Raw genomic sequence first — 18,515 nt, forward strand, 5'->3', positions numbered from 1 at the left:
TTCCCTCGCACCATGGGAGAGGTCTTCCATGTGGAGGGGGGGGTGAATGTGGTGGGCTCCTAACCCCCCCCGACCCCCCTCGGCGCGAACGCGGGGGGGGGGGGGGGCCCGCCCCCCCCCCCCCCCCCTTCCCGTGGTGTCACTCGGTCGTGCCGCCCGGCAGGATCCGCCGGAACCCGGTGTACGGCACCAGCGCGTCCGGCAGCAGCACCGAACCGTCGTCCTGCACGCCCTGCTCCAGGAGCGCCGCCACCGTCCGCCCGATCGGCAGCGCCGAGCCGTTCAGCGTGGCGGCCGGCGTCTTGCGGCCGTCGGCCCGCTTGACCCGGATGTCCGCGCGCCGCGCCTGGAAGGTGCCGCAGTCGGACACCGAGGAGATCTCCCGGAAGGCGTCACCGCCCGGCAGCCACACCTCGATGTCGTACGTCATCCGCGCCGAGAAGCCCATGTCGCCCGCGGGCAGCAGCACCGTACGGAAGGACAGTTCGAGCCGGCGCAGGCACTCCTCCGCGTGCCCGACCATCAACTCCAGCTGCTCCTGCGCCTCTTCGGGTGCGCAGATCCGCACCAGCTCCACCTTCTCGAACTGGTGCAGCCGCAGCACACCGCGGGTGTCACGGCCGTACGCCCCCGCCTCCGCGCGGAAGCAGGGGGTGCGGGCGGTGAAGGCGTACGGCAGCGCCCGCGCGTCCAGCAGTTCCCCGGAGACCAGGTTGGTCAGCGGCACCTCGGCCGTCGGGATCAGGAACAGCTCCCGCTCCCCGACCTGGGTGCGGAACAAGTCCTCCTCGAACTTGGGCAGTTGCCCGGTGCCGGTCATGGTGTCGCGGGAGACCAGGAAGGGCACCGACTGCTCGGTGTAGCCGTGCTCGCGGGTGTGCAGGTCGAGGAAGAAGTCGGCGAGGGCGCGCTCCAGGCGGGCCCCGGCGCCGTGCGCCACGCTGAACCGGGCGCCGGACAGCTTGGCCGCGGCCGGCGGGTCGAGGATGCCGAGGGTTTCGCCGATCTCGGCGTGGTGCCGGGCGCCCTTGGCCGGGCGCGGCGCGGGACCGCCCCGCCGCACCTCCACGGCCTCCTTCTCGGAGTCGCCGTCCGGGACGCTGTCCAGCGGCAGGTTGGGGATGCCGAGCAGCATCTCGGTCAGCTCCCCCGCTGCCACCCGCGCAAGCGCCTCCGCCTGCTGCACCTCGGCCCGCAGCGCGCGGGCGGCCTCCTTCTCCGCCTCGCTGGGCGGACCCGAACGGCGCGCCTTGGCCGTCCTGTTCAGCTCGGTGCGCAGCCGGGTCACCTCGGCGTTGGCGGCCGAACGGGCGCGCAGCGCACCGCCCACCGCGTCCAGGTCGAGGTCGTAGCGGCGGCGGGCCAGACGGCGCCTGGCGTCCTCGCCGGCCTCGATCAGCTCATTGGGATCGTGCATGGCGGTCTCCTGACGGGGCGGGGGAGAGGTCGGGGGTGGCGGGGGCGGCGGTGTGCCGGGTGCCGAGCAGCCGGTAGCGCAGCGGGTGGGCCGTGCGCAGCCGGAGCGCGTAGAGGAGCCCGCCGAGCGCGACCAGCGGCAGCAGCCAGGGCAGCGCGGCGATCACCTTCGAGGGCGAGCCGGTGAGCATGTCGAAGTTGCCGACCACCAGCCACACGGAGGCGGCGAGCCCGGCGAAGCCCAGCAGCGGGGCAAGGGTCTCCTTCCACCAGTGCCCGTGCCCGGCGCGCAGCCGCAGCCCGAGCACGGAGAGCGCGGCCAGCGCCTGGAGCGTGACGATGCCGAGGGTGCCGAGACCCAGCATGCTGGTGGTCAGGTCGGCGTACGGGTCCAGGCCCGCGACCGCGAACCCGGCCAGCACCAGCGCGGTCAGCACGCTCTGCCAGACGCTCGCCCGGTGCGGGGAGCCGTGCCGGGCGTGCTCGGCGGCCAGGGTGCGGGGGAGCAGCCCGTCCTGGGCGAGGACCTGGGCATAGCGGTTGGCGGCGCTGTGCAGGGCCAGCGTCGCCGCGAACAGGCTGGTGCACAGCAGGACTTGGAGCATGGTGCTGCCCGCGGTGCCGAGGAAGTCGTCGCCGAGTCCGAAGAACAGGTCGCCCATCTGCTTGCCCGCGACCTCGCGCACATGGTCCGGGCCGATCGCGCCCACCGCGAGCCAGCTGGTCAGCGCGTAGAACCCGGCGATCAGCGCGGCGGCCGCGTACGTCGCGCGGGGCACGCTGCGCTCCGGGTCGCGCGCCTCCTTGCCGTACAGCGCCGCCGACTCGAACCCGATGAAGGACACGAAGGCGAACATCAGCGAGACACCGACACCGGGGCCGGCGGCGGTGTGCGGGGAGAAGGAGGCGGCGGGCAGCGCGTGCAGCCCGTGCCGGACGAGGATCGCCACGTCCAGGGCCGCGAGCACCCCGATCTCGCCCAGCATCAGCAGGGCCAGCACGCGGGCGCTCAGCGCGATCTCCCGGTAGCCGAGCACCGCGGTCAGCACCAGCCCGACCGCCGCGCACCACTCCCAGGACACCGTCAACCCATGGGCGGCCAACACGAGTTGGGTGAAGTATCCGAGCGCACCGGCCAGTCCGATGGTCGCGCAGTTGTACGACAGCAGGGCCAGGTATCCGGCCGCGACCGCCGGGGGCCGGCCGAGCCCGTCGGCGACGGAGGCGTAGAACCCGCCGGATCCCCCGGTGCGCCGGGCGCTGACCGCGTACCCGGCCGAGAAGCACAGCAGGGTCACCCCGGCGAACAGGAACGCCGCCGGCACCCCGGCGCCGTCCCCGAACGCGAACGCGAGCGGGACCGTGCCGACCATCGCGGACAGCGGTGCCGCGGCGGCGACGATGAGAAACAGAATGTGCGCCGTACCGAGCCGCCCCGACACGGGCGGCGAACCACTGGTGGTGGACATGGGGGCTCCAGATATGGGGAGAGGGGTGGGGACCGTGGGGGGTGACGTCAAGGACAACAGCCGCCCGCGGGAACTTCTCAGCGGACGGCTGTTGGAAGCGCCCTGTCAGGGGCGCGGGGCTGTGCTCGGTTCACGGCTCCGCCGCGTGGGCGCGGCCGGCCGCAGCGGGCCCGCGGACGAACGGCGTGCGTTATGCCGGTGCGATGGCCAACGCCGTGTTCTGCCCGCCGAACCCCAGCGAATTGCTCAGCGCCAGATCGATCGGCATCTCCGTCAGGGTCTGCGCCAGCTTGATCTCCATCCGGGGGTCCGGCATCACCAAGTTGGCTGTAGGCGGGATGATTTCGTGCTCCACGCTGAGCACGGTGAACGCGGCCTCGACCGCCCCCGCCGCCCCCAGCAGATGCCCGGTGACCCCCTTGGTGGACGTCACCACCGGATCGCCGCGCAGCGTCCGCTGGATCATCCGTGCCTCGGACAGGTCGTTCAGCGGCGTCGACGTACCGTGCGCGTTGACGTGCTCGACGTCGTCGGGGTCGGCCCCCGCGTCGGCGAGCGCCGCGCGGACCGCCGCCTCGATGCCGGCGCCCTCGGGATGCGGCGACGTCATGTGGTGGGCGTCGGCCGTGGCGCCGTACCCGATGATCCGCCCGTGGATGTGCGCGCCACGGGCCCGCGCGTCGGCGACGCGCTCCATCACCAGGATCCCGGCCCCCTCGCCGGCCACGAACCCGTCGCGGTCGGCGTCGAAGGGACGGGACGCGGACGCCGGGTCGTCGTGCCGCCTGGACAGCGCGCCCATCTGGGCGAACCCGGCCATGACCAGCGGGGTGATCATGGCCTCGCTGCCGCCGGCCAGCACGATGTCGCAGCGGCCGAGCGCCAGCAGGTCCCGCGCGGTGCCGATGGCCGTCGCGCCGGACGCGCACGCGGTGGCCACCACCAGGTTGGGTCCGGTCGCCCCGAACTCGATGGCCGTCTGACCGGCCAGCATGTTCGGCAGCTGCATCGGCAGCAGCAGCGGCGACACCCGGTCCGCGCCCTGCTCGCGCAGCACATGGTGCTGTTCCTCGACCGTGCCCGGACCGCCGTCGGCGCAGCCGAGGACCACGCCCACGCGGGCGCCGTCCCAGGTCTGCGGGTCCAGGCCCGCGTCGGCCACCGCCTCATGCGCGGCGACCAGCGCGAACTGCACGAACCGGTCCAGACGGTGGGCCCGGCGCGCGCTGAGCAGACGCTCGGGGTCGAAGTCGGGCACCCGGCAGGAGATCTGTACGGGATTGTCGGCCAGCACCGGATCGAGGGCCGCGGCCGGCCTGCCGTCGCAGACCGCCGCCCAGCTCGGTCCGACCCCGATCCCGCCGGGGGTGATCAGACCGAGCCCGGTGACGGCGATGTCCATCGCGGCCATCAGACCTTCGCGCTCCGCTCCTCCATCAGCCGGACCATGTCGGCCACGGTGTCGGCTTCGAGCAGGTCGTCGTCGCTGATGTCCAGGTCCAGCTCGGACTTCAGCAGCAGCGACAGCTCCACGACGGCCAGCGAGTCCAGCTCGATGTCCTCCCGCGTGGCCTCGGGGGTGATGGCCTCGGGCGACACCTTGAGCTTGTTGGACAGGATTTCCTTGAGCTGCTCCAGCATGTCGGTTCCTTTCGAAGGTCTTTCCTGACGATCGGTCAGATGGTCTGGAGCTCGGGCCAGACGACGGTGGCCGCGCCCCAGGACAGCCCGCCGCCGAACGCGGTGAGCAGCACCCGGTCCCCCGCCGTGAGCCGGCCGTCGGCGGTGGCCTCCGCGAGCAGCAGCGGGATCGAGGCGGCACCGGTGTTGCCGACCCGCGCGATATTGCTGAGCCGCCGCTGGCCGGGGATGCCGAGCCGGTCCGAAACCGCCTCCAGGATCCGGGCGTTGGCCTGGTGCGCCCCGAACCGGTCGACGTCGTCCAGACGCCAGCCGGCCCGCTCGACGGCCTCGGTGGACGCGCTGGTCATACGCTCCACCGCGTGCCGGTACGTGTCCCGGCCGAGCATCCGGAAGTAGTGGTCCTCGGGGGCGGCCGGGCGGCCCGAGGAGCGCTGCTTGGAGCCGCCCGCCGGGACCTCGATCAGATGGCTCAGCTCGCCGTCGCTGCCGAGTACCAGCGGTCCGAGCGCACCGGGCTCGTCGGGCGAGCCGGCCCGCAGCACCACCGCGCCCGCGCCGTCCGCGAAGATCACGGCGGTGGTGCGGTCCTCCGGGTTGATGATCGTGGTGAAGGCGTCGGCGGCGATCAGCAGCACGCTGTCCGCGATCCCCGCGGCGATCAGCCCGGCGGCGGACGCGAGGCCGTACAGGAACCCGGAGCAGACGGCCGCCACGTCGAAGGCGGGCACCTGGCCGAGCCCGAGCCGCGCGGCCACCTGGGGGGCGGTCGCGGGGCACGGCTGGTCCGGGGTGGTGGTGGCGAGCACCACCGCGCCGACCTGCTCGTCGCCCGCCGACTTCAGGGCCCGCAGACCCGCCTCCACCGCGAGGTCCCCGGTGGAGGTGCCGGGGGAGATGTAGAACCGCTCGGCGATGCCGGTACGGGTGCGGATCCATTCGTCGGAGGTGTCGAGGCGCTGCGAGAGGTCCTCGTTGGTGACGATGTTGGGCGGGACGTACGAGCCGATCCCGGTGACGACCGCCGCCCGCCCGGTACTCATGCGCCGGCCTCCGAGGCGAGGACCTCGACCGGCAGGCCCATGTACTCCATACGGACCTCGGCCATGTCGTCGGTCCACTGCTCGGCCATGTCGTAGCGCTGGTCGGGCGTGGTGTCGAGGAGGCGGACGCCCGGCCAGACCTCGTAGTCGCCGATCAGGTCGGCGTGCTTGAACATGCCGTCCTGGAACAGCTCCTCGCGGTGGATGACGAACTCCCGGTCCGGCAGCTCGTCCCACAGCCTGACGCCCGAGCGCAGGATCTCCAGCAGCCGGGGGGTGTACTCGGGGTGCGCGACGAGGTGGTCGCGCAGGATGGTGCTGGCCACGGTGAGGTGGCGGATCTCGTCGATGGCGGTGCCGCGGGAGATCTCGCCGGTCGCCGGGGACAGCGGGGTCCACTTGCGCTCGCTCAGCTCGGCCGCGGGGGCGAGGACGCCCTCGATGATGATGGCGAACACGCCGACGCCGCCGGCGAAGTCGGCCTTGTCGCGGACGATGTCCAGGGTGAAGTCCACCACCGGGTTCAGCACCCGCTTGCGGTAGTCCTGGGACATCTCCTCGATCTCCCGCAGCAGGGCGCTCTGCGGGATGCCGAGGTCCACCAGGTGCTGGCGGAAGACACGGGCGTGCCGGGCCTCGTCGATCAGCTGGGTGGCGTAGAACTCCATCTCGGGGATGCCGGGCGCGATGGTCACGTAGTGGCCGAGCAGCCGGGTGGCCAGCTCCTCGGAGAGGGCCCGGAAGCCGAACTCCAGGATCAGCGCCTCGCGCAGCGGGCCGGGGGCCTTCAGGAAGTCGGGGGTGAGGGCGTCCACGTGGTGGCCGGTGGCACCCCGGTCGCGCAGGGTGCCCTGGGCGACGGAGGTGAACCAGTAGGCGAGGTCGCACTCCTCGGGGCCGAGGGTGAGTTCCTTCGCGCCGTCCAGCAGGCCGGGGGCCTTGTCCCAGTCGGCCTCGGGGGCAACGGGTGCGGTCATGATGCGGCGGTCTCCTTCGCCGGACGCAGGGAACCGGCGAACAGCCCGCCGGTGTAACTGAGCAGCGGCAGGCCCTCGTCCGCGGTGGCCCGGACGACATGGCCGAGCAGCAGCTCGCTGTCGCCCGCGGGGTGCGCGGAGTGGAACCGGCAGACGTAGTGGGCGAGGGCGCCCGCGATCAGCGGGGCCTGGGCGTAGCGGTCGGCGGTCCAGGCGAGGCCGGCGAAGGCCGCGCTGCCGTCGGGCCGCGAGCTGTCGGCGAACCGCCGCGCCACGTCGGCCTGTTCGCCGCCGAGCACATTGATCGCGAACCGGCCCTCGGCGGCGGCGAGCCGGGCGAAGGACGAGCCCGCCCGCAGCACCACCCCGACCAGCAGGGGCGCGCGCGATACCAGGGTGACGGTGCTCGCGGTGGTGCCGTGCATCCGTTCCTCGGGGCCCGTGGTGAGCACGGACACCGGGGAGGCCAGGTGGTACAGGGCCCGCCGGCGCTCGGCGGGGTCCTGGCGCACCGGCCGGCGCACCGGGGTCGCGGCGGTGGTCATCGTACGGCCTCCGTCTCGCGGACGACGGGACGCGCGGGGACGTGCCCGACCGGCACCGGGTCCATCGCGTGCCCGACCGGCTTGGGGTGCGGCAGGCCCAGGTCGTCCAGGAGGCGGAGGTAGCCCTCCTGGCGCACCGGCTCGAAGGGCAGCGCGAAGGACTTCATGAAGTTGCCGAACAGGCCCCGGTCGCCGAAGAGATGGAACGGCAGCACCAGCAGCGCCCACTCCGGCTTGACCAGCAGGCACCACAGCGCGGCGACCGCGCCCTGGGTGATGAGGCTGTGCATGACGTTGTAGAGGACGTAGTACGCCTTGTGGATCGGCCGGCCGCCGCTCTTGCGGAAGGCGATGGCGCCGGGGATGTAGCCGATCAGGTCGATGTACAGGAACAGCCCGAGCGCCGGCAGCCAGCGGATGTCACCGAAGTGGTAGATGATCATCCCGGTGGTGACGGCGAGGCCCACCAGGTACTCGGCGCGGTGCAGCGAGTACGTGCGGGGCGTCTCGAAGGGGTTCGCCTGGTCCATGGTCAGCTCCTTCGGCCGGTGCTACGCGCCGACCGTGGCGGGCGTGTTCAGCTCGATGCCGCCCTGGATGCGCACGGCCGGGTACAGACCGGTCAGGGCCCAGGCGACGGTCTCCTTGATGACCCGCTCGGCGATCGGGTCGAGGATGCCCTCCAGGCTCGGGATGCCGAAGTCGAAGTCGGCGTCGAAGCGGACGGTGACGTCCGCGCCGTTCTGCTTGACCGACCAGACCCCGGTGAACGAGTCGAAGTCGCCGTCGGACTGCTCGAAGCGGATCTCGCCCGCCTCCGGCAGCACCGTGTCGTCCTCGGTCCAGCGCAGCAGTCCGCTGCGGAAGTGCAGCTCCCAGCTGGAGGAGGGCTTGGGCTCGGGGTACGCGGAGTGCACGGTGGTCGCGTTCACGTGCGGCGCGAGGTCGGGGTACTTCTCCCAGCGCCGTACGGCGTGCAGCACCTCCTCGGCCTGCTCCGCGGGTATCAGGGCTTCCAGTTCGACGTGCCGCACGATCAGTTACCGCCTTCCGGCATAGTGGCCGCGCCCTTGATGAGGTCTCGGGTGGCCAGGTCGAAGGAGTTGACGAGGTAGTCGAGGTCGGTGTCGTTCAGCACGGCGGGCGGGGTGAACCGGACCACCGAGCTGCCGTTCATGGAGTGGTTGGCGACGACGCCGTGGTTGAACAGCTCGATCAGCAGCTCGCCGGCGAGGCCCGCCTCGACCAGCTCCACGCCGATGAGCAGCCCCTGGCCGCGGACGTCCACCACCAGCTCGGGGATGTTGCGGTGGGCGACCTCCGCGATCCGCGGCAGCAGCCGGGCACCGAGGTCCATGGACCGGGTGACCAGGCGCTCCTCCTTGACGGCGCGGACCGCGCCCATCACCGCGGCCATCAGCACCGGCTGCCCGGAGAAGGTGGCGGTGTGGACGTAGGGATCCTTGTCGAAGGGGCGGAACGCCTTGCGGGTGGCGATGGCCGCGGACACCGGCATCACCCCGCCGCCGAGCGCCTTGCCGGCCAGCAGCACGTCCGGTACGACGCCTTCCAGGTCGGCGCCCCACCACTCGCCGAGCCGCCCGAACCCGGACTGCACCTCGTCGAGGATGAGGAAGCCCTCGTACTCGCGGACCAGTTCCTCGACCCGCTTGAGGTAGCCCTTGGGCGGGATGATCACGCCGCCCTCGCCCTGGACCGGCTCCAGGATCACGCAGACCTCGCCCGGATGGGCCTTCAGCTCCGCCTCCAGGGCGTCGGCGTCGCCGAACGGCAGGTGCAGGAAGTCGGGGATCAGCGGGCGGAACGGCGCCTGGTAGACGTCCTTGGCGGTGGCCGACAGGGCGCCCAGCGTCTTGCCGTGGTAGCCGCCGCGCATCGACACGGTCCGCTTGAAGCCGCCCGCGCGGGCCAGTTTCAGACCGGTCTCCACCGCTTCGGCGCCGGAGAGCGCGAAGTGCACCCGGTCGAGCCCGGCGGGCAGCACCGACACCAGCGCCTCGGCGGCGCGGGCGACCGTCGGCTCCAGCAGGATGCGGGTCGCGGTGGGGTGGGTGCGCAGCTGGCGCTCCACCTCCTCCATGACGATCGGGTGCCGGGCGCCCATGATGAACACGCCGTAGCCGCCTGCGTTCAGGAAGCGCTCACCGTCACTGGTGGTGAGCCAGGCGCCCTCGGACGCCACCTCCATATGACTGCCGAACAACTCGGCGAGCGTGGCCCGCCCCTTGCTCAGGTGGGCCCGGTACAGGTTGAGGATCTCGGCCTCGTCGTCGACGACGGGCGCGTGGGGGGAATCGTGCAAGACGGTCACGTGTCACTCACTCCAAGAGAGGGGACTTTGCAATGCCGTTGAGGGGAGCGCCCCTTCAGGGGCGCGGGGCTCTGTTCGATGTGCGGCTCCGCCGCGCGGGCGCGACCAGCCACATCCGGGCCCGCAGCCGACGAACTACGCGAGAACCAACGGCCCTCCGTCGAAGTACGTCAGCAACGGCTCCGACGCGGCGATCCGGGACGGCGGGTGGAAGGCCAGCGCCCGCGTCGCCGCCGCGGCCTGCGCGAACGCCGAGTTCGTGATGAAGTCCATCCCGCCGAGCAGCTCCAGCGCCCGCGCCACGATCCCCGGCAGCGCGTTCTGCACCGCGTACCGGGCCACGAGCACCCGCGCCACCGACTCCTCGTCGCCCGGTTCGCGCCCGGTGCCCCGCGCCACGCCCTCCAGGAGGGCCAGCGCCGCCTCCATGTCGACGGCGAGCGCGGCCCGCGCGTCCGCGCTGCCCCGCTTGCGGGTGAGCACCTGCTCGACCAGTGCCGCCGCCGCGCCCGCGTACCCCGCGGAGATCAGCATCTCGAACCAGACGAACCCGGCGGACTGGAGGTCGTCCAGCCGTGTGGGGTCGTCCGCGCCGGCCCGCACCACCATCTCGCCGGGCACGAACACGTCCTCCAGGCGCACCTCGTCGCTCTCGGCGCCGGCCAGCAGGTCGTTGCCCCAGAACCGGTGCACCGTGAGGCCCGGCGCGTCGGCCGGGACCAGGGCGAGCGCCAGCTCGGGTTCGCCGCCGTCCTCGCCGTGGATCGCGGTGGACGCGGTCAGCAGGCTCATCGAACGGGACAGGCTGCACGGCTTCTTGGAGCCGGAGAGCAGGAAGCCGCCCTCCACCGGGCGCGCGGTCACCGCCGGCTTGAGGATGTTCTGCGCGGTACGGCCCTCCGACCAGCCGGAGGCCAGCACCTGCTGGTCGGGCACGATCTGGTGCAGCAGCCGGGTCTGCGCGTCGGTGAGCCGGCCCGACTTGACGGCCAGCGAGTACAGCATGGCCGCGGTGAAGTGGTGCATGGAGACGGCCGCGACCAGCGAGGGCGAGAGCGCGCCGAGGGCCAGCTGCACCCGCAGCGCCTCCAGCGGGGCCGCGCCGTGGCCGCCGTAGCTCTCGGGGATCAGCAGGCCCACACCACCGTGGATGCGGAACAGGTCGATCACCGGACTGCCGGGTTTCTCCCGTTCCTGGTAAGGGAGTTGCTCCAGTTCCTTGAGCAGTCCCGGATGGAACCGCTCGCACACGGTCCGGGCGACATCGAGGGAACGCACGGGAAAACCTCCGGGTACGGGGTGGGTTCAGGCGCCGAAGACCGCGTCGTACGGGCTCACGTCGCGGGCGATGCTGACTCCCTGGACGTGGGAGGTCTTGAGCATCGGGTAGTTGGCCTCGCCGAACGCGCCGCCGGTACGGCCGGTGCCGCCGTGGCTCGGCAGGTAGGGCAGGAAGCCGATGTGGGAGTCGTTGACCTTCAGCAGGCCGCCGTTGACGGTGCGCCGCACGAACGTCTCGACCACGTGGTCCGAGCGGGACCACAGGGAGTTACGCAGCCCGTAGTCGTTGCTGTTGACGAACTGGAGGAACGATTCGAGCAGGGCGTCGTCATGGTCGCGCTCGGCCACCACGATCGGGATCAGCGGGAAGAAGGTCTCCTCGCGGACCACGTCGTACGTCCGTGCCCGGTCCAGGCCGTCCACCCGCACCACCGTCGGCTGGAGGAACACGCCGGTCTCCGAGACCGTGCCGTCCACCTCGGTGCGGTTGCCGCCGGTGACCAGCTCGGCACCGTTGTCCAGCGCCTGGCGCAGCAGCCGGAAGAACCGCTCGCTGCGCCGCACCGGCGACAGCAGCACGTCCTCCTCCTCGGGCAGACCCGGCTTGATGCCCTTGACCTGCTCCTTGACCTCGGCGATCAGCGCCTCGGCGACATCCGGGTGGGCCAGCACGTAGTTGGGCACCATGCAGATCTGCCCGGAGCCGTAGAACGCCTCCGTGATCGCCTCGGCCGCCCACTTCACGTCGGCGTCCTTCCACACCACGATGCCGTCGTTGCCGGCGAGTTCGAGGATCGGCTTCTTGCCGTGGGCCACGCACTGCTGCTCGAAGCGCAGGCCCTCCTGGCTGCCGCCGATGTAGAAGATGTCGTTGATCAGCGGGTCCGCGATCCAGCGGTCCATGGTCTGCTTCGGGTTGGAGCAGACCGCGTTGAGCACGCCGGGCGGGGCGTCGAACTCCTCCAGCAGCGGGGCGACGATGTCGCGCAGCAGCCACATGGTGGACAGCGCGATGCTGCGCGGGGCCCGTACGACCACCGCGTTGCCGGCCATCAGCGCCAGCACGCACAGCGCGGCGCTCGGCAGCGGGGCGTTCTGCGGCGGGTTGAAGGCGACCACTCCGTCGGGCTGGCGGTGCAGGATCAGCCGGCGGCCGTTGTACTCCTTCTCCACCCGCATCTGCTTGTCGTACCAGCGCAGGGAGCCCGGCGCGTAGATCTGGAGCAGGCAGCTCAGCTCCCAGCGAGCGAGCTTGACCGGGTGGGACTCGGCGACCAGCATCCGCAGGAACTCGTCCTCGTGCTTGATCAGTTCCTCGCGGAACCGGGTGCCGAGCCGCATCCGCCGCTCCAGCGGAACGGCCGCCCAGTCGGCGGCGGCAGCGGCGGCCGCCTGGGTGGCCAGGTCGATGGAGGCGTCGTCGGCGATGGCGCAACGCCCCACGACGTACGGGTGCTTGGCCGCCTCGGACTCCGGGTCCTGTTCGAGGGAGCGCTTCAGGCTCACGCTGGTGAACACGTCTTCCAGCAGCGAACGCCCGCTGACGGTGTACACCCAGCCGTCGCCGGCGACGTCCTTGCCCGCGATGTAGAGGTCGTAACTCTTCAATCCGGAAGGTGCCTCAGCACTCTCCTCCTGCGCGGCTTCGCGAAGCATCTTCAGCCTTTCGGATATGGCGTGTGGATTTCTTGAAGCAAGGCGAGCGTGACAGCGGAATCTGATCCGGCGCTGACACCCGACTGATCCAGCCAACCCGCCCCGCCACGGCCGTCAGTGGGGCGTCAGCCGCCGCTGCTTGCATGAGCCGCATGTCACCCGTCGACAGCACCATCCAGCGGTTGCGCGAGCTGCCGCGCAGTGAACTGACCGAGGAAATCGAGACAATCGTCCTGCGGAAATTCAAGGCCGTTCTCCTCATGGACGATTCCGAGGACCTCCCCGTCGACATCTCCTACTTCGACCTCGGGCTCACCTCGCTGCGCCTGACCGAGATACGCCAGAGCCTGGAACAGCTCCTGGATCTGTCGATCAACGTCAACGTGCTTTTCAACGAGCCGACCATCACCCACCTCGTCGACCACCTGACCCAGGCCGTCCAGGAAGCTTGAGGAGTCGTTCCATGCCGCGTACGGAATCAGCGCAGGCCCCCGAGCCGGTAGCGATCGTCGGAATCGGTCTGCGGTTCCCCGGCGGCAGCGGCTCGCCCGACGAGTTCGACGACTTTCTGCGCGAGGGCCGCAGCGGGATCCGCCCCATCCCCACCGACCGCTGGGACGTCGAGGCGTTCACCCCCGAGGGCCCCGACGACAAGGGCAAGATCCGCGCCTCGGCCGGCGGGTTCCTCGACCGCATCGACCTGTTCGACGCCGGCTTCTTCAACATCTCCCCGAAGGAAGCCCGGTACATGGACCCCCAGCAGCGGCTGCTGCTGGAGACCGCCTGGCAGGCGCTGGAGCACGCCGGCATCGACCCCGCGCCGCTGCGCCGCGGCAACGGCGGCGTCTACATCGGCGCCAGCTCCATCGACTACGCGCTGGAGCTGGACTCGCTGCCCTACGAGGAGCTGGACGGCCACCTCGCCTCCGGCATCACCATGTTCCCGCTCTCCGGGCGGCTCTCCTACTTCCTGGGCTGGCGCGGCCCGAGCATGAGCGTGGACACCGCCTGCTCCTCCTCACTGGTCGCCCTGCACCTGGCCGTGCAGGCGCTGCGCGGCGGCGAGACGGACATCGCGCTGTGCGGCGGCGTCAACGCCCTGCACCACCCGCGCATCCCGGTGATGTTCTCCAACGCGCAGATGCTGTCCCCGGACGGCCAGTGCAAGACCTTCGACGAGGCCGCCGACGGATACGCGCGCGCCGAGGGCTGCGGCATCGTCGTCCTCAAGCGGCTCCGTGACGCCGAACGCGACGGCGACCGGGTGCTCGCCCTGGTCCGCGGCACCGCCGTCGGCCAGGACGGCGACAGCGCCGGCCTGACCGTGCCCAACGGACCCGCCCAGGAGAAGGTCATCCGGGGCGCGCTGGCCGCGGCCCACCTCAAGCCCGAGGACATCAGCTACGTCGAGGCGCACGGCACCGGCACCCCGCTCGGCGACCCCATCGAATTCGGCGCCATCGGCGACGTGTTCGTGGACTCGCACACCAAGGACCGCCCGGTGGTGGTCGGTTCGGTGAAGACGAACCTCGGCCACATGGAGCCGGCCTCCGGCATCGTCGGCGTCATCAAGACGGTGCTCATGCTGCGCTCGGGCACCATCTACCCGCACATCAACCTGAACAACCCCTCCGGGCGCATCCCCTGGGACCTGTACCCGCTGCGGGTGCCCACCGCGTGCGAGCCCTGGAAGGCCGAGGTCAAGCGCGCGGTCGTCAACAGCTTCGGCTTCGCCGGAACGATCGGCGCCGTGGTCCTGGAGGAGGCGCCGCAGCGCCCCGCCGAGGAGACCGAACTCCCCGGCGCCGCACCGCTGTTCACCCTCTCCGCGAAGAACGCGGGCGCCCTGCGCGAACTCGCCGCACAGTACCGGGCGTTGCTGGACGAGAAGCCCGAGACGTCCATCGCCGCGCTCTGCCACAGCGCCAACACCACCCGCGCGCACCACCCGTACCGGATCGCCGCCCCCGTCGCCGACCGCGCCGCCCTCGTCAAGCTCCTCGACAGGGCCGCCGAGCGGGAGCACGAGGGCCCGACCGGCATCCGCAAGACCGCGTTCATGTTCACCGGCCAGGGCTCCCAGTACGCCGGCATGGGCGCCGCCCTGTACGCGGCGCTGCCCGTCTTCCGCGCCCAAGTAGACGCCTGTGACGAGCTGTTCGCCGCCCACCTCGGCCGCTCGGTGCGCGAGCTGCTGCTCGGCACCGCGGCCGACCCCGAGGCCATCGACCGCACCGAGTACACCCAACCCGCCCTGTTCACCCTGGAGTACGCGCTCGCCCAGCAGTGGATGGCCTGGGGTGCGAAGCCCAACGTGCTCATCGGACACAGCATCGGCGAGGTCGTCGCCGCCGCCGTGGCCGGTCTGTTCAGCCTCCCGGACGCCGTCAGGCTGGTCGCCGCCCGCGCCCGGCTGATGCAGGCCGTCACCGCCGAGGGCGGCATGGCCGCCGTCTCCGCGCCGCTGGAGGACGTCGCCCCGCTCCTGGAGGGCCACGAGGACCTGGCCGTCGCCGGGGTCAACGCCCCCGACCAGACGGTGATTTCAGGCGGCGTCGCGGCCCTGGACGAGGTGAGCGCGGTCCTCGCCGGGCGGGGCGTGCGCGTCGAGCGCCTGAAGGTCTCGCACGCCTTCCACTCCCCGCTGATGGCCGAGGTCTACGACGACTTCCGCGCCGCCCTCGACGGCATCGAGTTCCACGAGCCGAAGATCAGCCTCATCTCCAACGTCACCGGACGCCTCGCCCGCTTCCGCGAGATCGGCAACATCGGCTACTGGGTGCGGCACATCGGCGAGCCCGTGCGCTTCCTCGACGGCATCCGCGCCGTCGCCAAGCGCGGCCGGCACGCCCTGATCGAGGTCGGCCCGCAGGCCGGGCTCACCGCGCTCGCCCGCCGCTCGGTCACCGTCGAGGACCACGTCTGGCTGGCCAGCCTGCGCCGCCGCGACACCACCACCGCGACGACGCTCACCGCCCTCGCCGAGTACTACGCAGCCGGGCTCACCGTCGCCTGGGACGGCTACCACGCCGGGCACCCCGCCCCCCAGCGGGTGGACCTGCCGACGTACGCCTTCCAGCGCAAGCGCTACTGGCTGCCCTCCGTCACCCCCCGCCGCTCCGCCGCCGGCGGCACCGCCCGCCACCCGCTGCTCGGCACCGAGGAGCGATTCGCCAGCGGGGTACGGGAGTTCACCGCCGAGTTCACCGCCGAGGAGCTGGGCGCGCTGGCCGACCTCGCCGCCGACGACCGCACCGTGCTGCCCGCCGGCGCCTACGTCGACCTGCTGTTCGCGGTGCAGGACGCGGTGCAGGGCCACGCCCGCAACGCCGTCCGCGACCTCAGACTGCTCGCCCCCCTCGAACTGCCCGCCGAGACGGTCACCGCGCTCACCACCCGCTGGCGGCCGCGCCCCGGCGGCGGCGCCGAGGTCGAGGTGTACACCCTGGTCGGCGGCGAGGAGAACCTGCACGCCACCGCCACGGTCGCCGCCGACCCCGAACCCCTCGTGCCCGTCTCCGAACTGGCCGAGCTGGACGCGGGGCTCGCCCCGGCCGCCCAGCACATCGACGACGAGGACATCTACACCGACCTCGCCTCCGTCGGCCGCCCCCAGGGCCCCCGCATGCGCCTGCTGCTCAAGGCCGCCCGGCACGGCGACGGCCTGGTCTCCGGCGAACTGACCGGCCGCGACGCCAGTGCCGTCGAGCACGTCCCGGCCGAGCTGCTGGAGGCCGCCGTGCAGGCGCTGGTCGTCCTCGACCCCGAGGGCCCGGTGTTCGTGCCCCGCGAGATCGCCTCCGTACGGCACTTCCGCAAGCCGCGCGGCGAGCAGCTGCGGGTCCTCGCGCGGGTCCGCGGCGACCAGGACCGGCGCCTCGCCGACGTGCTCCTCCTGGAGAACGGCGACCCGGTCGCCGAACTCCTCGGGGTGCGCATGGCCCGCCCCGAGGGCCGCGCCGGCCGCCGCCAGTTCCTGCACCGCCCCGAGTGGGTGCGCCGCGCCCTGCCCGCCCGCGGCGGCGCCCCCGCCGCCCGGCACGTCGTCCTCCTCGACCCCTCGGCCGCGCGCGCCGCCGAACTGGCCGGCGAACCCGGTCTCAAGGTCACCCGGCTGCCCGACCTCACCGACCTCAAGGCCGCCCTGGAGGACCCCACCGTCACCGACATCTGCCGGCTGTGGCGCCATCGCCCCGGCCCGATGTCCGCCGAGCGGCTGCGCGCCGAGTGCGAGGACAACTACCGCGAACTCCTCACCCTCGTCGGCGCGTTGGAGAGCGCGCACCGGCCGCCGAGGCTGTGGCTGGTCACCGAGGGCGCCCAGTGGCTGCCCGGCGACCCGGCCGGCGACGGCGGCCACCTGGGAGCCGCCACCCTGTGGGGCTTCGGCCGGGTGCTGCTCACCGAGTACGCCCAGTACCGGGCCACCCTGGTCGATCTCGCCCCCGGCAGCGGCCTCGCCCCGCTCGCCGAGGAGTGGCGGGCCGAACCGGCCGGCGAGTACCAGGTCGCGCACCGGCCGGGCCGCCGCTATGTGCGCCGGCTGCTCGCCGGTGACGCCAGCCTCACCTGGTCCGGGGGCTTCGAGCTGCGCGCCCCCGACTCCGGCGACCTGTCCGACCTGGTGCTCGTGCCGGTCACCGACCGGGCCCCGGCGGCGGACGAGGTCCAGCTCCGGGTGAGCGCCGTCGGCCTGACCGCCGAGGACGCCCGCACCGCCCTGGACACCGGGCGCGCCGAACGCGCCGAGGAGACCGGCGAGCCGGAACTCGCGCCGCTGCTCGGCCAGTTGGCCCGAGGCAGCGTGCTGGCCGCCGGTGCCGGCACCGGGTTCGCGCCGGGCGACGAGGTCCTCGTACGGCACGACGGGACCTTCCGCGCCACGCTCACCGTGCCCGCGGTCGCCGTCGTACCGGCCGGCCGCGACGACGACCCGGCCCCGCACTTCCGCCTCGACGAGACCGGCGAGGCCCTGCGCACCGCCCTGTCCGACCCGGCGGGACCGGCCTGGGTGACCCTGCCCGCGGACCTTCAGGAGCGGCCCGAGCCGGCCGCCGAGGGGCCCGCCGGACTCCGCCCCGACCGCACCTACCTGGTCACCGGCGGCCTCGGCGGCCTCGGCCTGGTCACCGCCCGCAAACTGGCCGCGCTCGGCGCCCGCCACCTCACCCTGGTCAGCCGCAGCGGCAAGGCCACCGAGGAGGCCGCACCGGTCCTCGCCGACCTCGCGGCCGACGCCGAGATCGACGTCGTACGCGCCGACATCTCCCGGCCCGCGGACGTCGAGCGGCTGGTCCGGCACCTCAAGGCGGGCTCCCGACCGCTCGGCGGGATCGTGCACGCCGCCGGGTCCTACGACAAGAAGCTGATCTCCGAGCTGACCTGGGAGTCCATCGACGCCCAGCTCGCGGCGAAGGCGTACGGCGGCTGGCTGCTGCACGAGGCCGCCGAAAACTCCTTCCCCGAGCTGGAGTTCTTCGTCACCTACTCCTCCATCGCCTCCGTCCTCGGCGGCGCCACCCAGGGCCACTACGCCGCCGCCAGCGCCGGGCTCGACGCGCTCGCCGAGTGGCGCGGCCGGCGCGGGCTGCCGGGCCTGTCGGTCAACTGGGGCGCCTGGGCACGGGTCGGCATGTCCGCCCGCCTGGAGGACCACCTCAGCCAGGAGATCGAACGCAGCGGCGTCCGCTTCTTCTCCCCGACCCGCGCCCTGGACACCCTGGCCCGGCTCTGGGGCCGCCCCCGCACCCAGCGGATCGTCGGCGAGTTCGACTGGGACCGCTACGTCTCCGGCAGCGTCAACGGCGACCTCTTCTACGACCGGCTCGCCCGCCGGGGCGGCGAGGACGGCACCGGTCTCGACCTGACCGCCCTCACCGCGCTCCCCGACGCCGAACGGCTCGCCGCCGTCACCGGCGTGGTGAGCGAGAAGGTCGGCGCCGTCCTGCACCTGGAGGAGGGCGATGAGCTGGACCTGAACAGCGAGTTCGTGTCGCTGGGCCTGGACTCCCTGATGGCCCAGCAGGTCAAGGCCGCACTGGAGCAGTCGTTCCGGCTGCCCCTGCCGGCCTCCCTCACCCACGACCACCCCACGGTCCGCGCGCTCGCCCGGTTCGTCGACGGGCAGCTCGTCCCGGCGCCGGCGGCGTGACGGT

General features: G+C 72.6%; 14 protein-coding genes. 2 read left to right on the forward strand and 12 right to left on the reverse strand.

The features are described from left to right. Window positions 1-139 precede the first annotated feature (139 nt). From serS to AC069R_RS07320, 12 genes are all read right to left on the reverse strand, one after another. On the reverse strand, window positions 140-1,417 hold the full coding sequence (serS, locus tag AC069R_RS07265) for a serine--tRNA ligase (RefSeq protein WP_478765302.1): 1,278 nt from the start codon (window positions 1,415-1,417) through the stop codon (window positions 140-142). Continuing rightward, window positions 1,401-2,885 (reverse strand): APC family permease, encoded by a 1,485-nt coding sequence (locus tag AC069R_RS07270; RefSeq protein WP_397983526.1) that lies wholly within the window; start codon window positions 2,883-2,885, stop codon window positions 1,401-1,403. The genes serS and AC069R_RS07270 overlap by 17 nt, the downstream gene beginning before the upstream one ends. A gap of 190 nt (window positions 2,886-3,075) precedes the next feature. Continuing rightward, complete coding sequence (locus AC069R_RS07275; protein ID WP_478765304.1) at window positions 3,076-4,296, reverse strand: beta-ketoacyl-[acyl-carrier-protein] synthase family protein; 1,221 nt, start codon at window positions 4,294-4,296, stop codon at window positions 3,076-3,078. Next, window positions 4,296-4,526 carry a phosphopantetheine-binding protein gene (locus tag AC069R_RS07280; protein WP_397983524.1) on the reverse strand — a complete coding sequence of 77 codons (231 nt, stop codon included), beginning with the start codon at window positions 4,524-4,526 and terminating at the stop codon, window positions 4,296-4,298. Before AC069R_RS07280 ends, AC069R_RS07275 begins: the two co-directional genes overlap by 1 nt. A gap of 35 nt (window positions 4,527-4,561) precedes the next feature. After that, window positions 4,562-5,569: a beta-ketoacyl-ACP synthase III gene (locus AC069R_RS07285; protein ID WP_478765305.1), complete on the reverse strand. Its 1,008-nt coding sequence runs from the start codon at window positions 5,567-5,569 to the stop codon at window positions 4,562-4,564. Continuing rightward, on the reverse strand, window positions 5,566-6,546 hold the full coding sequence (locus AC069R_RS07290; RefSeq protein ID WP_478765306.1) for a ferritin family protein: 981 nt from the start codon (window positions 6,544-6,546) through the stop codon (window positions 5,566-5,568). Before AC069R_RS07290 ends, AC069R_RS07285 begins: the two co-directional genes overlap by 4 nt. Beyond that, on the reverse strand, window positions 6,543-7,091 hold the full coding sequence (locus tag AC069R_RS07295; protein WP_478765307.1) for a flavin reductase family protein: 549 nt from the start codon (window positions 7,089-7,091) through the stop codon (window positions 6,543-6,545). The genes AC069R_RS07290 and AC069R_RS07295 overlap by 4 nt, the downstream gene beginning before the upstream one ends. Continuing rightward, window positions 7,088-7,621: a hypothetical protein gene (locus AC069R_RS07300; protein WP_397983520.1), complete on the reverse strand. Its 534-nt coding sequence runs from the start codon at window positions 7,619-7,621 to the stop codon at window positions 7,088-7,090. The genes AC069R_RS07295 and AC069R_RS07300 overlap by 4 nt, the downstream gene beginning before the upstream one ends. Before the next feature lie 21 nt (window positions 7,622-7,642). Then, entirely contained in the window at window positions 7,643-8,125 is a 483-nt protein-coding gene (locus tag AC069R_RS07305) for a type II toxin-antitoxin system RatA family toxin (protein WP_478765308.1), read from the reverse strand. A 2-nt stretch (window positions 8,126-8,127) separates the two neighbouring features. Next, a complete protein-coding gene (locus tag AC069R_RS07310; protein WP_478765310.1) occupies window positions 8,128-9,423 on the reverse strand; it encodes an aspartate aminotransferase family protein in 1,296 nt (431 codons plus the stop codon). Between the two features lie 135 nt (window positions 9,424-9,558). Then, complete coding sequence (locus AC069R_RS07315; protein WP_397983517.1) at window positions 9,559-10,701, reverse strand: acyl-CoA dehydrogenase; 1,143 nt, start codon at window positions 10,699-10,701, stop codon at window positions 9,559-9,561. Between the two features lie 27 nt (window positions 10,702-10,728). Then, the gene (locus AC069R_RS07320; RefSeq protein WP_397983516.1) at window positions 10,729-12,360 is read right to left on the reverse strand and encodes an aldehyde dehydrogenase family protein; all 1,632 of its coding nucleotides are present in this window, start codon (window positions 12,358-12,360) and stop codon (window positions 10,729-10,731) included. Between the two features lie 143 nt (window positions 12,361-12,503). Here AC069R_RS07320 and AC069R_RS07325 point away from each other — a divergent pair, with 143 nt between their 5' ends. Next, window positions 12,504-12,812 (forward strand): acyl carrier protein, encoded by a 309-nt coding sequence (locus AC069R_RS07325; protein ID WP_397983515.1) that lies wholly within the window; start codon window positions 12,504-12,506, stop codon window positions 12,810-12,812. A gap of 11 nt (window positions 12,813-12,823) precedes the next feature. Next, window positions 12,824-18,511: a type I polyketide synthase gene (locus AC069R_RS07330; RefSeq protein WP_478765311.1), complete on the forward strand. Its 5,688-nt coding sequence runs from the start codon at window positions 12,824-12,826 to the stop codon at window positions 18,509-18,511. Window positions 18,512-18,515 lie beyond the last annotated feature (4 nt).

It is taken from the genome of Streptomyces sp. NPDC043952, assembly GCF_056435325.1.

Bases quoted from the DNA above. Each gene is read 5' to 3' on its own strand.
- serS (WP_478765302.1), bottom strand. From the start codon at position 1,417: ATGCACGATCCCAATGAGCTGATCGAGGCCGGCGAGGACGCCAGGCGC.
- AC069R_RS07270 (WP_397983526.1), bottom strand. From the start codon at position 2,885: ATGTCCACCACCAGTGGTTCGCCGCCCGTGTCGGGGCGGCTCGGTACG.
- AC069R_RS07275 (WP_478765304.1), bottom strand. From the start codon at position 4,296: ATGGCCGCGATGGACATCGCCGTCACCGGGCTCGGTCTGATCACCCCC.
- AC069R_RS07280 (WP_397983524.1), bottom strand. From the start codon at position 4,526: ATGCTGGAGCAGCTCAAGGAAATCCTGTCCAACAAGCTCAAGGTGTCG.
- AC069R_RS07285 (WP_478765305.1), bottom strand. From the start codon at position 5,569: ATGAGTACCGGGCGGGCGGCGGTCGTCACCGGGATCGGCTCGTACGTC.
- AC069R_RS07290 (WP_478765306.1), bottom strand. From the start codon at position 6,546: ATGACCGCACCCGTTGCCCCCGAGGCCGACTGGGACAAGGCCCCCGGC.
- AC069R_RS07295 (WP_478765307.1), bottom strand. From the start codon at position 7,091: ATGACCACCGCCGCGACCCCGGTGCGCCGGCCGGTGCGCCAGGACCCC.
- AC069R_RS07300 (WP_397983520.1), bottom strand. From the start codon at position 7,621: ATGGACCAGGCGAACCCCTTCGAGACGCCCCGCACGTACTCGCTGCAC.
- AC069R_RS07320 (WP_397983516.1), bottom strand. From the start codon at position 12,360: ATGCTTCGCGAAGCCGCGCAGGAGGAGAGTGCTGAGGCACCTTCCGGA.
- AC069R_RS07325 (WP_397983515.1), top strand. From the start codon at position 12,504: ATGAGCCGCATGTCACCCGTCGACAGCACCATCCAGCGGTTGCGCGAG.
- AC069R_RS07330 (WP_478765311.1), top strand. From the start codon at position 12,824: ATGCCGCGTACGGAATCAGCGCAGGCCCCCGAGCCGGTAGCGATCGTC.